The following is a 16,729-nucleotide window of genomic DNA, read 5'->3' on the forward strand; positions in this document are numbered from 1 at the left end:
TGCCGTCGACGGACGCGGCGAGCTCCGCCAGCGTGGCCGCCGCGAAGACCGCGGGCAGGTCGCAGTGGAGCCCGGCGGCGGTCAGCCGCGCGGTGAGCTTGGGGATGAGCAGCGAATGCCCGCCCAGCGCGAAGAAGTTGTCCTCGACGCTGATCCGGTCCGCCGCGAACCCGAGCAGCTCGGCGCAGATCCCGACCAGGACCTCCTCGGCCGGGGTGCGCGGGGCGACGTAGGCGCGCACCGCGTACGCACCGGCGTCGGGGGCGGGCAGCGCCTTGCGGTCGAGCTTGCCGTTGGCGGTGACGGGCAGCGCGTCCAGGCGGACCAGGGCGCCGGGGACCATGTAGTCGGGCAGCGCGTCCTTGAGGTGGGCGAGCAGCTCGGCGTGGTGGTCGCGGCCGGGCACCTCGTCGAAGCCCGCATCGAGCACCACGTAGCCGACCAGGCGGGGGTCGCCGGGGCTGTCCTCGCGGGCCAGCACCGCACACGCGCGCACTTCGGGGTGGGCGCCGAGCCGGGCCTCGATCTCGTCGAGCTCGATGCGGAAGCCGCGCACCTTGACCTGGTTGTCGATCCGGCCGAGGAACTCCAGGGTGCCGTCCGCGAGGCGCCGTACGAGATCGCCGGTGCGGTACATCCGGGCACCGGGAACCGTGGCGAACGGGTTCGGCACGAACCGCTCCCGGGTCAGGTCCGGGTTGTTGAGGTAACCCCGGGCCAGACCGTCACCGGCGATGTGCAGCTCTCCGGCGCAGCCGACCGCCGCCAACTGGCCGAAGCCGTCGAGCACATGGAGCTGGATGTTCTGGATCGGACGGCCGATCGGGACCGGGCGCGCCCCCTCGCCCGGCGGGCAGGTCCAGTGGCTGACGTCGATGGCGGCCTCGGTCGGGCCGTACAGGTTGTGCAGCGGCGCGCGGTGCACCGCGTAGTGGCGCGGCGGCAGCTCGGGCGGCAGGGCCTCGCCACTGCAGAACACCCGGCGCACCGATGCGCACCGCGCCCAGCCGTCGTTCTGCACCATCAGGCGCAGCATGGAGGGCACGAAGTGCAGGGTCGTCACACCGGTGCGGCGGATCAGCGACACCAGGTAGTCGGGATCCTTGTGGCCCTCGGGCTCGGCGACGACCAGCCGGGCTCCGTTGAGGAGCGGCCAGACGAACTCCCACACCGACACGTCGAAGCTGAACGGCGTCTTCTGCAGCACGACGTCGTCCACGTCCAGGCGGTACGCGTTCTGCATCCACTCGATGCGGTTCACGGCCGCCCGGTGCTCGACCATCACGCCCTTGGGGCGGCCGGTGGAGCCGGAGGTGTAGATGACGTACGCCAGGCTTCGCGCGGTGGCGGCGCAGCGTCCCGCGACGGCCCGCTCGGACGTGGCGCCCTCGACGCGGCCCTCGCGGTCCAGGTACAGCACCTCGCGGGCGGCGGACAGGCCGTCGCCCGTCACGTGCCGCTGCCCGAGCACCAGTTGGGCGCCCGAGTCCTCGATCATGTACGCGACGCGGTCGGCCGGGTATCCCGGCTCCAGCGGCAGATAGGCGCCGCCCGCCTTCATGACCGCCCACAGGGCGACCACCATCTCGACGGACCGCTCCATGCAGACGCCGACCACGGTGTCCGCGGTGACGCCGCGCCCGCGCAGCTCGGCGGCGACCTCGTCGATCCGCGCGCCGAGCTCGGCATACGTCAGGGAGCGCTCGCCGAACACGACGGCGGTGCGGTCGCCGTGGCGCGCCACGGCGGCGTCGAGCAGCTCGGGCAGGGAGCTGTCGTCGGAGTAGGGGCGCCGGGTGTCGTTCCACTCCACGAGCAGCCGGTGCCGCTCCTCGTCCGACAGGTGCGAGGCGGCCGACAGCGGTCGCTCGGGGCCGTCGAGCAGCGAGTCCAGGAGCCGCTGGTAGTGGCCGAGGAACCGCTCGACGTCGGCGGTCTCGAAGCGCCGGGCGTCGTACTTCAGGTGCAGCGCGTAGTCGTCGGCGTTCTCGTAGACCTCCAGGTGGAGCTTGAACTCCCCCTCCTGCGAGATCCCTTCGACGAACCGCATCGACCGCGCGAGCTCCAGGCCGAGCACCTCGTCCGCGACGTGCATCATGCGCTGGTTCTGGAAGACGTAGGAGACCTGGAAGACCGGCGAGGAGTCCGGGTCGGACTGGAGGTTCAGGTCCTGCACCATGCGCGGGAACGGGTATCCGGCGTGATCGAGTCCATCGGCCAGGACCAGCGAGAGCTCGCGCACGTAGTCGCGGAACGGCACGTCCTCCCGCGGCCCGAACCGCACCGGCACCATGTTGACGAAGTAGCCCACGGAGTCGGCGTACGCGAGGTCCGGGCGGCCCATCGACGGCACACCGACGATCAGGTCCCGTTCGCCGCTGTAGCGGTGCAGCAGCAGTTCGTACACCGCGAGGAAGAGCACGGCGGGCCGCACTCCGCTCGCCGCGCACCAGGTGCGCACCCGGTCGCCGGCCGCGCCGGAGAGCGCGAGCGAGGCGGTCCGGCCGAGCACCGGCGTGCCGGGGGCGGGGGCGCGCTCGACGCCGAGGCGGAGCACGGGCAGGTCGCCCGCCAGCGTCCGCTGCCAGAACGCGCGGTGGCGCGCGCCCTCGGGCCCGTCGAGGAAGGACTGCTCCCATCGGACGAACTCGTCGTACACGTCCGGCGCGGGCGAGCTCCAGTCGGCGCCGCGCCCCAGCGTCTCGTACGCCGACGCCAGGTCCCGCAGGAACAGCGGGGTGGAGGCGCCGTCGAAGACGAGGTGGTGGAAGACCAGCAGGACGACCGCCCCGGGGGCGTCCGTCTCGTAGACGTACGCCCGCGCCAGCGGGTCCGACGCCAGGTCGAACGGGGTCTTCGCCGCCCGGCGCACCTCGGCGAGCAGCGCGTCCTCGGACAGGCCCGGCACCCGCTCGTGGCGGAAGTGGACCGGCCGGTCGGGGCGGGCGACGAGGTACGGCACGCCGTCCTCCTCCGTCACCGCGCTCGACAGCTGGCCGTGGGCCGCCACCACCAGGGCGAAGGCCCGGCGCAGCCGGCCGACGTCGAGGGGCGCGTCGGTGCGGAAGCAGACCGGGACGTTGTAGACGTCCGCGTCGGGCCGCAGCCGGTGCAGCAGCCACAGACCCTTCTGGCCCTCTGAGAGTGGGCGCTCGGCCGCGTGCCGCTGGAGCTCTTCGTAGAAGGCGAGAACGTCGTCGGCGGAGAGGGTGCCCGCCTTGAAGCCCGCCAGTATCTGATCCTCGTTCACGCGCTCGGTGCTTCCTTCATGAGTGCCTTCAGATCTTCGAGGCTGACGTGCCCCTGCCGGAACTGCTCCAGCGCCCGGGCCTTGGCGGCACGGGGGTCTTCGGTGTCCGGACCCGGGCCGGGGGCCGGGTCGGTGGCGGGCTCGGCGGCGCCGGTCGCGGCGCGGAGCTCGGTGAGGCGGGCCGCGATGCGTTCGAGGGTGCCGCCCTCCAGGAGGTCGCGGGTGGACAGGCGCAGGCCGAGGTCGGCCTCGACCCGGCGCTGGAGCCGCGACCAGAGGATGGAGTCCACGCCGAAGCCGTGCAGGTCCTTGTCGGCGGGCAGTTCGCCCGCGCCCAGGCCCAGGGCTTCGGTGAAGAAGCCCGCGAGGTAGCCGGTCAGGTCGTCGGGCGCCTGCCGTACCTCGGACGGCTGCGGGGCCCGCGCGGCCTCGCGCGGCTGCGGGGCCTCGTCGGCCACCGGCCGCTCGTCCCGCCGAGGCTGCTGCCCGGTGCCGAGCACCTGCTGCCCGTCCGGGCGCGGCTGCTGCCAGGTGCGGCCGATCCAGTACCGCTTGCGCCGGAACGGCGTGGTCGGCAGGGTGACCCGCCTGCGGGGCCGACCCGCGTGCAGAGCGTTCCAGTCGACCTTGGCGCCGCCGACCCACAGCCCGGCGAGCCGGTCCAGGTCACCGTCAGCGACCAGCGCGGCGACGAACGCCTCGCCGCGCGCACCGGAGAGCAGGGCGGTCAGCGGATTGGCTCCGTCCGCGGCGTTGCCCGCGTGGACCTGGACTCCGAGCACCTCGGCGGCGTCCGCCTCACCGAGATGGCGGGCGAGTGCGGCGCGCAGCTCGGCCCGCGAGCCCACGACGGCCGCGAACCGCTCGGGAAGCGCCTCGCGCCCGGTCTGGAGGGTGTACGCGAGGTCCGCGAGGTCGGTGGAAACCTCACGGTCGACGAAGTCGAGGAGCCGGCGGGCCGTGTCGCGCAGCCGCTCGGGGTCCTTGGCCGAGACCACCACGAGCTGCGGCCCGCCCTCGCCTGCCGCCGGTTCGACGACCGCCGCCGGGCCCTCTTCGACGACCAGGCTGACGTAACTGCCGCCCGCACCGACGGAGTTGATGAGACTGCGGCGGACGCCCTGCCCCTCGGCCGGGCGCGGCTGCCACGGCGCGAGCCGCTCGGACAGCACGAAGGGCGCGGCCTCGAAGTCGAGGTTCGGGTTGGCGGTGCCGCCCTCGACCAGCGGGGCGATCTCCTGATGACGCAGCTGGAGCACCACCTTGGTCAGCTGGGCGATGCCGGAGGCCGCCTCGGGGTGGCCGAGGTTGGACTTCACCGAACCGAGCGCGACCGGCTCGGGCACCGCGCCGAAGACCTCGCGCAGCGCGCTGAACTCGACGGCGTCACCCAGCGCCGACCCGTTGGCCGCCGCCTCCACGTAACCGATGGACTCGGGTGCCGCACCGGCCCGCTCCAACGCCCGCCGCATCACGGCGACCTGGGTGCGGTGACTGGGCGTCATGAAGCCGTTGGCCCGGCCGCCGTGCAGCGAGGCGCTTCCCTTGACGACCGCGTGCACGGTGTCGCCGTCGCGCAGCGCGGCGGCCAGCGGCTTCAGCAGCACCGCTCCGACGGCCTCGGCCGGCAGATATCCGTCGCCGTCGCGGAAGCTGCGGCTGCCCGGGTGACTGCCCAGGAGCTGCGCCTGGGTGAGCGCGAGGTACTTGTCCGGGTGGACGGTGAGGTTCACCCCACCCGCGATCGCCAGCTCGCTCTCCCCGCGCAGCAGGTCCGCGCAGGCGAGGTGGATCGCCTGGGCCGAGGACGAGCACATGCTGTCCACGGCCAGGCTCGGGCCTTCGAGCCCGAAGAAGTACGAGACGCGGTTGGCGATCATGTTGTATGAGGTCGCCGAGGTCAGCGCCGCGCGCGGCACGTCCCCCTCGTCGGCCCGGTACATCTGGTACATCGAGCCGACGTACACACCGACCCGGCGACCGTAGCGCCGCTCGATGGCGTCCTGGGTGACCCCGGCTCCCTCAAGCAGCTCCCACACCGTCTCCAGGAAGAGCCGCTGCTGCGGGTCCATCGTCTCGGCCTCGCGGGGCGAGATGCCGAAGAACAGCGGGTCGAACCGGTCGATCCCGTCGAGGAAGCCGCCCCAGCGGCAGTAGGTGCGGCCGGGCGCGTCCCGGTCCGTGTCGAACAGCGCGTCGTGGTCCCAGCGCTCGGCCGGCACCTCGGTGACGCTGTCCTTGCCGGACCGCAGGTTCCCCCAGAACGCGTCCAGGTCGGCGGCCTGCGGGTAGCGCCCGCTGATCCCGATGATCGCGACGTCCTGGTCCATGGGCGCGGGCCCGGGGCGCGGGGACCGGTCGGCCACGGCCGCGACGGTCGCCACCGCACGCACGGGCTCGGCGGGCCCGGCGGTGCTCGGGGCCGGGCGCGGCGCGCCGGGCTCGCCGAACATCGTCCGCAGCACGCCCTCGTACTCGGCCACGAAGTGCTCCGCCAGCGCGCGGACCGTCTGGATCTCGAAGAACAGGGTCTTCGAGAGCGGACCGAAGCTCTCCTCCAGGCGGGCGATCAGATCGGTCGCCACCACCGAGTCCATGCCGTACCGCTCCAGCGCCGTGTCGGCGTCGAGCCGCTCGACGCCCAGCTTGAGGGCCCCGGCGAGCAGCTGCCTCAGGTAGCGGACGGTACGGTCCACGAGCGCGCGGTCGGCGCCCCGTATGGGCTGCTCCTGCTGCACCGATTCCCCTTCCCCAGTTGTCTCATGACGTGCCGTCAGCCTCGGCAGCAGTGCCTCGCGGTTGCCCGCGACGACCACGAGGCGGCCGTCGTCCAGGCCGTTGTCGTGCGCGGCCGCCCCGACCCGGAGGGCGTGCAGGGCGCTGCCGGTGTCCAGGGGCGCCAGGTCCATCTGCCGGAGCTGTTCCCTGGTCGCGTCGTTGACCTGCATGCCACCGTCCTCCCAGAGCGGCCAGTTGACGGAGAGCGTCGTTCCGTGCCGCAGCCCGGCGCCGACGAGGCGGTTGCGGTGGGCCGCGTAGGCGTCCATGAAGGCGTTGGCGGCCGCGTAGTCGGCCTGCCCGGGGTTGCCGAAGGCGCCGCTGGTGGACGAGAAGCAGCAGAAGAGCTCCAGCGGGTGGCCCTTGCTCGCCTCGTCCAGGTTGACCAGGCCGGACACCTTGGGGGCCAGCACGCGAGCCAGCTCCTCGGGCGTCTTCCTGACGATGAAGTCGTCGCTCAGCACACCGGCGCTGTGCACGATGCCGGTCAGCGGCCCGTGGGTGGCTTCGACGTATGCCATCAGCCCGTCCACCGCCGGGCGGTCGGTGACGTCCACCCGCCGGTGGTCGACGCGCAGCCCGGCCGCCCGCAGGGCGTCGAGCGCGCGCGACTGCTCCGCGTCCAGCGGGGAACGGCCGGTGAGGACGACCGTGGCGTGCTCGACGCCGTCGGCGATCTCACGCGCCGCGACGAGGCCCAGGGCCCCGGCGCCACCGGTGATCAGATAGACGCCCCCGGTGCGCCACGGCGCCGCCGCCGGGCGCGCGGGCGCCACTTCGTCCAAGCGCCGCACATACCGCCGCCCGTCCCGGTAGCGCACTTCGGGATCGGTCGCGCGGCCCGCCTCGGCGAGCAGCCGGGCGGCGACGGCCGGGGCCGGAGCCCCGTCGAGGCAGTCGAGGTACTGGGTGCGCAGCCGGGGGTTCTCCAGCTGGGCCGTCTTCAGGAGCCCGGTGAGCCCGCCGAAGCACTCCGCGGCGCCGCCGCTGCCCACCACGACCACCTGGAGCAGCACGGGTCGGCGCGGACCGCTCGCCAGGAGCTCACGGGTCAGGGCGAACACCTGCCGGGTCACGTCCAAGTACTGGGCGTCCAGCGGCTCCTCGCCCGGCTCCACCACCTCGAAGGCGGTCGTCCCGGCGAGCGCGGCCGCGTACGCGTCCCGCCCGGCGGCGTCGGGTGAGCCGATCAGGACGACATGGCGCTCGGCGTACTCCTCGGACGCGACCGCGTCCGCTCCGGCGGCCTCTTCCCACACCGGCCGCAGAAGCAGCAGCTCGTCGTGGCGCGGCTGGGCCGGTACGGCCACAGCGTCCTCGGTGTCGAGCCAGTAGCGCTCGCGGGCGAACGGGTAGCCCGGCAGGCTCACGCGCCGCACCGGCGCGTCCGTCCCGTACAGCGGCGCCCAGTCGACCGCGAGGCCACGCACCCAGCGGGCCAGGACCTCGTCGTACCGCCCCCGCTCCCACCAGGCGCGGACGGTCCCGGCCGACTCGCGCGGCACGTCACCGTCGGGCCGTACGGTCCCGCGCAGCCCGGTGCCGGGCGCGGCGGGGTCGGTGACGAAGGCGTCCAGGTGCTGTCTGAGGGACTCCATCGAGGTCGCGGTGAAGGCGAGGCGCTCATCGAGCGCGACACGGCCGGTCTGGAGCGTCCAGGCGACGGCCGCGAGGTCGGTGTCGCCCAACTCATCGGCGCGGGCCCGTAGTCGGCGAGCCTGCTGGACGAGCTGCTGCTCGCTCATCGCAGACAGCACCACGGCCACCGGCCGGGTCCCGTCGGCGGGCACCTCGTAGCGCGTGGCCTCCGGCTCGTACTCGGCGAGGATCACATGGGCGTTGGAGCCGCCCGCGCCGAAACTCGACACCCCGGCCACGCGCGGCAGTTCGCGCTCCTCGCCGCCGACGACCAGCGTCGGGCGGTGCCACGGCTCCAGGTGCTGCTGGACCCGGAAGGGCGTCCGCTCGAAGTCGATGTGCGGGTTGGGCACGGCCGAGTGCAGGCTCGGCACCAGCTCGCGGTGCTTGAGCTGGAGCAGCACCTTGGTGACCGCGGCGATGCCCGCCGCGCTCTCGCAGTGGCCGATGTTGGACTTGACCGAGCCGATCGCCAGGCCCTGCGGCAGCGCGCTGCCACCGGCCGTGCGGAACGCCTTGACCAGGCCCGCGATCTCGATCGGGTCGCCGAGCGCGGTGCCGGTGCCATGGGCTTCGAGGTAGCTCAGCGCGGCCGGGGAGACCTCGGCCTCGGCCAGCGCCGCCGCGATGACCTCGCCCTGCGCCACCGGGCTCGGCACGGAGAAGCCGTGGGTGCGCCCGCCATGGTTGAGCGCGGTGCCCTTGATGACGGCGTGGATGTGGTCGCCGTCGGCGATCGCCCGGTCCAGCGGCTTCAGCAGGACCGCGCCGACGCCCTCGCCGGGCACATAGCCGTCGCCGCCCTCGCCGAAGCTGCGGCAGTGCCCGTCGCTCGCCGTGAACTTGCCCTGACTGAGCATCAGATACTTGTTGGGGTGGACGCTGACGTTCACGCCGCCCGCCACCGCCGATTCGCACTGACCGCTGCGGATCGCCTCGCAGGCGAGGTGGATCGCGGTCAGCGACGACGAGCACATGGTGTCCACGGCCATGCTCGGCCCGTGGAAGTCGTAGAAGTACGAGACGCGGTTGGCGATGGAGGAGGGGCTGCCCGACAGGGCGACGTGCTGCCCGCGCGCCTGCGCCTGTGCGCCGTGGAGCTGGTACTCCTCGTACATCACACCGACGAACACCCCCACCTTGCCAGCCGGGGCCAGGTTCGCGCCGGTGTATCCGGCGTCCTCCAGGGTGTGGTGCACGCACTGGAGGAACAGGCGCTCCTGCGGGTCCAGGTACTCGGCCTCGCGCGGCGAGATGTGGAAGAACAGCGGGTCGAACCGGTCGACGCCGTCGAGGAAACCGCCCCACTTGCCACCCGGGTGCTCCCGGTGGTCCCAGCGGCTCCGCGGGACCTCCCGGATGCAGTCGCGGCCGGAGCGCAGGTTCTGCCAGAAGGCGTCGAGGTCCTCGGCCTCCGGGTAGCGCCCGCTCACGCCGACGATGGCGATGTCGGTGCGCGCACGCGGGGCACGGCGCTCGCCGCTGGACTCGCCGGTGGACTCCACCGGGGCGGCGGACGCGGACGTGGTCACCGGGTCGGCGCCGGACGCGCCGAGGGCCGCCCGAACCTGCTCCGGGTACTCGGCCAGGAAGTGCTCGCTCAGCGCCCTGATGGTGCGCACCTCGAAGAACAGCGTCTTGGACAGCGGTCCGAACGGCCCTTCGAGGTGGCGGGTGAGCTCCATCGCCATCATGGAGTCCATGCCGTAGTGCTCCAGCGGGGTGTCCACGTCCAGCCGCTCGGGGGCGACTTCGAGCGCGGCCGCCAGCTGCTCGCGGATGTATTCGAGCGCGCGGTCGGCGGTGGGCGCGTCGGCGGACGCGGTCACCGGCGCCGCCTGCGGAACCGGTGCCGGCGCGGGCCGCTCGCCGGGGCCGCCCGGCAGCATCCGGGCGCTCAGCCCGGTCAGCTCCACGCACACCTCGCCGCGCTCGTCGAGGACGGTCACGTCGAGCTTGGCGGAGGGGGCGTCGGCGCGGCTGCCGTCCTGGTGGCGGATCCAGGCGTACGCCGTCGCCGGGGTCGCGCCCGCCACCGTCAGACCCTGTAGGGCGAACGGCAGCGCGGGCCGCCCGGCCTGCCCGTCGCGTGCGGCGGCGGTGAGGCCGAGGCCGATGGTGGCCTGGAGGGCGCCGTCGACGATGCTGGGGTGCAGCCGGTAGCGGTCCACGGGCTCGGCCGCCACCGGAAGGCGCAGCTCGGCCAGGACCTGCGGCCGCCCTTCGCCGTCGGTGCCCACGCCGAGCCCCGCGAGCGAGCGGTGGGCCGGGCCGTACTCCATGCCGACGTTCGTGTACAGGTCATACAGGTCGTCGGCCGTGAAGGCGGCCTCGGCGCAGTGCGCGCGCAGCTCGGCCAGGAGCGGCGGACGGCTCCCGGCGCCGCCGGTCACGCTCGCCCGGCCCTGGCTGCACAGGGTGCGCACGCCGTCGCGGTCGACGGCGTGGACGGTGTACTCGTACGCGCCTTCGGCCGTCGTGCGCACGGTGACGCGCAGGTCGAGACCGTCCGGCCCGCAGAGGGCGGGGCGCAGCCACACGACATCGGCCAGCCGGACGCGGTCGGCACGCTCCGGGCCGATCACCCGGGCGAGCGCGGCGCGCGCCATCTCCAGGTGCGCGGCGCCGGGCAGCACCCGGTCGCCCTGGACGCGGTGGTCGCGCAGGAACGGCTCGCTGCCGTCGAAGCGCGACTCGTACGCCTCAGCCCCGTCGGCGTCGCCGGACGCGGCCCGGTGCAGCAGCGGGTGCGGGTGGGCCGGTGCGGCCGGGCGGCGGGTGCGGCCCGGCCAGTAGTGCTCGTCGGCGAAGGGGTAGGTGGGCAGGCCGAGGCGCTCCGGGCGGGCGCCCGGGCCGTACAGCCGCTGCCAGTCGACCGGGTGCCCGGTGACCCACCCGGCCAGTACGCGGCTGTCGTCCCGGGCGTCCAGCCAGGCGTGCGAGGCGGCGAGCCGTGCCGTGTCGCGCCCGGCGGCCTTCGGGGCGCGGCGGGGCGCGGAACCCCGGTGCCAGCCGTCCGCATGGCCGCCCAAGAGGCGGGCGAGTCGGTCGCGCAGCTCCGCCACCGAGGTGACGGCCACGGCGAGCCGCTCCTCCATCGCATCACGGCCGGTCTGCAACGTGTGGGCGAGGGCAGGGAGTTGAGTGTCCGTCACCTGATGTACCGTCAAGTGGTCCAGCAGGTCCCGGGCGCGGCCGGTGAGCTGCTCGTCCGTACGGGCCGACAGCACGACCAGGGCCGGACGGCTCTCGGCCGCCTCCCGCCGGGGCTCGCCGCCCCGGTACTCCTCAAGCACGACATGGGCGTTGACCCCGCCGAACCCGAACGAGCTGACACCCGCGCGGCGCGGCACGCCGGCGCCGTCCGCGTCCCGCAGCCGTCGCCACGGCGTCCGCTCGCGCACGACGTGGAAGGGGCCGTCCGCGAGGTCAAGATAGGGGTTGAGCTCCGCGCAGTGCAGGCTCTCGACCAGCTCGCCGTGCTTCATCTGGAGCAGCGTCTTGATCACCCCGGCCACGCCCGCGGCCAGTTCGAGGTGCCCGATGTTGCTCTTGACCGAGCCGATGCCGCACCGGGCGGGCTCGCCCAGACCGTCCGGCGTCTCCTCGGCGAGCGCGGCGAAGGCGCTCTTGAGGCCGCCGAGCTCGACGGGGTCGCCCAGCTCGGTGCCGGTGCCGTGCGCCTCGACGTACGTCACGGTGCGCGGGTCGATCCCGGCCTGGCGGTAGGCGGACTTGAGGAGTTCGGCCTGCGCCTGCGGATTGGGGGCGGTGAGCGAGTGGGCACGGCCGCCGTGGTTCTCGGCGGTGGCGCGGATGACGCCGTGGATGCGGTCGCCGTCGCGCTCGGCCGCGGCGAGCGGCTTCAGGACGAGGATGCCCACGCCCTCGCCGCGCACATAGCCGTCGGCACCCGCCGCGAACGTCTTGCAGCGGCCGTCCTCGCTGAGCATTCCGGCCCGGCTGTAGCTGATGTGCAGATCGGGGCTGACGATGGTGTTCACGCCGCCCACCAGGGCGAGTCCGCTCGCCCCCGAGCGCAGCAGCTCCACCGCGCGGTGCAGGGCGACCAGCGAGCTGGAGCAGGCGGTCTCGACCGGCTCGCTCGGGCCGTGCAGATCCAGCAGATAGCTGACCCGGTTGGGACCGACGGAACCGGAGACCCCGGTGGCCGCGTACCCGTCCTCGCCCTGTTGCTCCTTCAGCACCAGGGTGCCGTAGCCGCTGGGCGCGGTGCCGACGAGCACGGCGGTGTCGGTGCCGGCCAGGCTCGACGGCGCGAGCCCGGCGTCCTCCAAGGCGTTCCACACATGGGTGAGCAGCAGCCGCTGCTGCGGGTCCATGGCGGTGGCCTCGCGCGGCGAGATGCCGAAGAAGAGCGGGTCGAAGCGGTCGACGGCGTCGAGGAAGCCGCCCCAGCGCACGTGCCGCCTGTTCGCGGGCGTGGCCGGGTCGTCGTGCATCGCCCGCCAGTCCCAACGGTCCCCGGGGATCTCGGTGATGCAGTCCCTGCCGTCGCGCAGGTTCTCCCAGAAGGCCGCCAGATCGGGCGCCTGGGGGAAGCTGCCGCTCATGCCGATGACGGCGATGGGTTCGGCGGGGCCGGCCGGAGCCGTGTGGTGGGGAGCGGTGCCCTCGGACGGGGCGGCGGGCGCGGGCGTCCGCACGGGCTCCGGCGTCGGCCGCCGCTCGCCGTGGACGCGCGCCATCTCCGGCGCGTACGCGTCGACGAGGTGTGCCGCGAGGCTGCCGACGGTCCGGTACTCGAAGAAGACGGTCGGGGCCAACGCCAGACCGTGCCGCTCGTTCAGCCGGTTCGCCAGCTCGGTCAAGCTGATCGAATCAAACCCGTACTCCCCCAACTCACCATCCGCATCGATCTCTTCGACAGGAACGTTGAGCTGGGCGGATATCTCGGCGACGAGCAGTTCCTGCCACGCCTGCGGCGTCGGGCCGCTCAGCCGCTCCGGCTCTGACTGCGGCTCCGGCTCCGGCGCCGTGGCGATCAGCGCCGACAGCCGCGCCAGGAGTCGCTCACGGTCGCCGGAGAGGACCAGCGTCCGCTCCCGGCCCGAGGCGATGGCCGCGTCCAGGGCGCGCAGCCCGTCACGGGTGGCCAGCGGGGCGACCCCGAGCTGCGCCAGCCGGTCGAGCCCGGCCGCGTCGAGACGCATCCCGCCGTCCGCCCACAGCGGCCAGCCGATGCTGACGGCGCGGCCGGACCGGCGGCCCTGTGCGGCCAGTTCGTTGCGGTGGGCGGTGTAGGCGTCGAGGAAGCCGTTGGCCGCGGCGTAGTCCGCCTGCCCGGGGTTGCCGAGCGCGGCCACCGTGGACGAGAAGGAGAGCAGCAGGTCGAGCGGCTGGTCCCGGGTGGCCTCGTCGAGGTGGACGAGCCCGGCGACCTTGGGCGCGAGCACGGCCCGTACGTCGTCGTCCGTCTTCCCGGCGACCAGCCCGTCCCGCAGCACGCCCGCGCAGTGCACGATGCCGTGGATCGCACCGTGGCGCGCGACCACCTCGCCGACGAGCGCGTCCACGGCGCTGCGGTCGGCGATGTCGGCCCGCTCGTACGTGACCGTCACACCCGGCTCGGCCAGGGCGGCGAGGGCGCGGCGGGCGGCCGCGTCCGGCGCGGAGCGGCCGACGAGGACGAGCGCGCCCTGGCCGATGCTTCCGGCGATCTCGCGGGCGAGGACGAGGCCGAGCCCGCCGAGACCACCGGTGATCAGATACACGCCACCGGCACGCCAAGGCGTGCTCAACGCGCCTTCCGTGGAGGGCACTTCGGCCAGGCGGCGCACGGAACGCACACCGTCGGCCTGGCGTACCTCCGGCTCCCCCTCGCCCGCGCACTCGCGGACGAGCCGGGCCAGGGCGTCGGCCGACAGCGGGTCGGCGTACTCCACGCACTGCGTGCGCAGCCGGGGGTGCTCCAGGCTCACCGTACGCAGCAGCCCGCAGACGCCCGCGAGCACGCGGGACTCCCCCGATCCCGCCACGACCACCTGGAGCAGGCCCTCGCGGGCTCCGCCACGGCCCCGTACGCCGGCGAGGAGCGAGCGGGTCAGCCGCAGGTAGTCCGCGTCGAGGGTGTCGGCGCCGGTCGCGAGCGTGCGCACGGTGGTGGAGCCGGGCAGCCGGTCGCGCACCGCGTCCGCGAGGGTGTCGTCGATGCCCTGTCCGACGAGCCAGACGGTGTGCTCGCCGGGGACGGCCGTGGCGCCGGACGGCCGCGCGGGCTCCCAGCGCGGCTCCAGCCACAGCGGCTCACCGGCCACGGGGGCGGCGTCGCGGGCCGGTTCGGCGGAGGGGCCCGCGAGCCAGTACGAGTCGGTCGCGAACGGGTACGTCGGCAGCGAGGTCCGGGCCGGGCGGCCCGCCTCGAAGAGCGCGTCGAACGACGGGGTGCGGCCCTGTACGTACTCCTCCGCCAGCGACTCCAGGTGGCGCCGGCCCAACTGGTCGGCCGTCCCCGTGGGCACGGTCGACCGGTTTCCCGTCGCGCGCTCCGGCTTGCGGTCGCCGGTGCGGACCGCCGGGTCGGCGCCGGTCTCCAGCCAGGTGCGCAGGACGCGGGCCACGTCGCCGGGCGCGGTGGCGACCAGGGCGAGGCGGTGGCGGAAGTGCTTGCGGCCGAGCAGCAGCGTGTGACTGAGCGCGCGCAGGCTCTGCGCCGGGTCGGCATCCAGGTGCGCGAGGAGCTGCCGCGCCTGCCGGTCGAGCTGGTCGGCGGTGCGCGCGGACAGGGCGATCAGCCGGGCACCCGGCTCGTCGGCCCCTACGGCGACCGGCGGGGCCTCGGCGACCACGAGATGGGCGTTGGTGCCGCTGTAGCCGAACGAACTCACCGCCGCCATACGGGAGTTGGCGTCCCGCTCCGGCCAGTCGCGCACCTCGGTGTTGACGTAGAACGGGGTGTCGCTCAGGTCGATGTGCTCGTTGAGGCGGTCGTACTGGATCGTCGGCGGCAGAGTCCTGTGCTTGAGGGCGAGCACGGCCTTGAGGGTGCTGGCGACACCGGCGGCGCAGGCGCTGTGGCCGATGTTGCTCTTGACCGAGCCGATCGCGCAGTAGCCGCGCTCCTCGGTGTGCGCGCCGAAGCTTCCGACCAGGCCGTCGATCTCCACCGGGTCGCCGAGCGCGGTGCCCGTGCCGTGCGCCTCGACCAGCCGGATGTCCGCCGGGTCGATGCCGAACCTGTCGTACACCCGCCGCTGGAGCTGGGTCTGCGCGTCGGCGTTGGGGGCGGTGATGCCGTTGGACTTGCCGTCCTGGTTGACTCCCCAGCCCTTGATCACGGCGTGGATGCGGTCGCCGTCGGCCTGCGCGTCGGCGAGCCGCTTGAGCAGCAGGACCCCGACGCCCTCGGCCGGGACGAACCCGTTGGCGCCCTCGTCGAAGGCGTGGCAGCGGCCGTTCGGGGAGAGGGCGCGCAGCTGGCTCATCGCCACGTGGACGCCGGGGCCGGGGATGACCCAGACGCCGCCCGCCAGCGCCGTGTCACTGGCGCCGAGGACCAGGCTGTCGCACGCGGCGGCGATCGCCACCAGCGACGACGAGCACGAGGTGTCGATCGACAGGCAGGGGCCCTTGAGGTTCAGGGTGTACGAGATCCGGCTGGCCAGGATCGCGCTGTTGCTGCCGAGGTTCTGGTGGGCGCTCAGCTCGGTCTCGTCGAGTCGTCCGCCGTAGCCGTTGACCGAGCAGCCGACGAAGACTCCGCACTGGGTACCGGAGAGCGCCTCGGGGTTGTACCCGGCCTCCTCGACGCACCGCCAGCTCTCCTGGAGCAGGACCCGCTGCTGCGGGTCCATGTACTCCGCCTCGCCGGGCGAGATGCCGAAGAACAGCGGGTCGAAGCGGTCGGCGTGCTCCAGCACGCCCATCCACTTGCTGTAGGACTTGCCGGGCGTGCCGGGCCGCTCGTCGTAGAACGTCTCGACGGACCACCGCGAGCCCGGTACCTCGGAGACGCAGTCGCGCCCCTCGACGATGTTCCGCCAGAACTCGTCCAGGTTCTCCGCCTTGGGGAAGGCGCCGGACATCCCGACGACGGCGATGTCGACGAGGTCGACGGCCGGGCGGGGCGTGGATACGCGTACGGGTTCGGGCTCCGGCTCCGGCTCCGGCTCCGGCTCCGGCTCCGGCTCGACGGTCGCCTCAACCACCGACACGTCGACCACCGCCGGCTCGGCCGGGAGCGCCGCCCGCTGCTCGTCCGCGAGGTACGCGGCGAGTGCGGCGACGGTCGGGTGGCCGTACACCGTGGTCGCCGAGAGCGACAGCTGGAGGCGGGTGTTGATGGACCGCGTCCAGGTGACGCCGGTGATGGAGTCCAGGCCCAGCTCGACGAACGGCGTCTCGTCGTCGAGGTCGGCCTCGTCCAGCTCCAGCTCCTTGGCGAGGCTCGCGCGCAGCCAGGAGGCGAGCGCGGCTCGCTCCTCGTCACCGGTGCCGCCCTCGTGCGCGGCCTCGGACTCCGGGGCGGGAGCGGACTCCGGGGCGGGAGCGGGGGCCGGGGCGGCGGCCTCCTCGGCCGCCGTCGGCGCACCCGTACCGCCCAGGCATCCCACCAGGTGCTCGGCCAGTTCGGCGATCGTCGGGTGGCTGTAGACCTGCGTCGCGGAGAGCGACAGCTGGAAGTGCGTGTTCAGCTTGCGGGTCCAGGTGACGCCGGTGATGGAGTCCAGGCCCAGCTCGACGAACGGCGCGTCGTCATCGATGTCCGGCTCCGCCAGCTCCAGCTCGTCGGCCAGGCTCTGCCGCAGGTACGAGGCCACCTGGGCAGCCGAAGACCGAGGGCTCGTGACACTCATCAGATCTCCCATGGCCCCCTGGATGAGGGTGGCCAGCTCGCCGAAAGTGGGGTGACCGCATACCTCGGCCACCGTGAGGGAAAGCCCGAAGGTCCGGTTGACCTCGCGCAGCCACACGACGCAGCTGATCGAGTCGAGCCCCAGCTCCACGAGGGCAACGCTGTCGGAGCTGGTGGCCAGATCGGTTCCCAGGACGCCGCTCAGCGTCTCTCGCAAGAACCGTTGCAGGTCACGCTTCATCGGGATC

1 protein-coding gene and 1 pseudogene are annotated in these 16,729 nt (G+C 73.8%); both read right to left on the bottom strand.

The features are described from left to right. Window positions 1–25: 25 nt before the first annotated feature. Window positions 26–3,250, bottom strand: a pseudogene (locus ACZ499_RS25725) (non-ribosomal peptide synthetase); the annotation flags it as partial. Continuing rightward, the gene (locus tag ACZ499_RS25730) at window positions 3,247–16,722 is read right to left on the bottom strand and encodes an SDR family NAD(P)-dependent oxidoreductase (protein ID WP_468678284.1); all 13,476 of its coding nucleotides are present in this window, start codon (window positions 16,720–16,722) and stop codon (window positions 3,247–3,249) included. The pseudogene ACZ499_RS25725 and the gene ACZ499_RS25730, both read right to left, overlap by 4 nt. Window positions 16,723–16,729: the final 7 nt, after the last annotated feature.

This window comes from Streptomyces sp. NPDC031265, from assembly GCF_055570295.1.

Coding starts and splice junctions, on each gene's coding strand:
- ACZ499_RS25730 (WP_468678284.1), bottom strand. CDS start 16,722: ATGAAGCGTGACCTGCAACGGTTCTTGCGAGAGACGCTGAGCGGCGTC.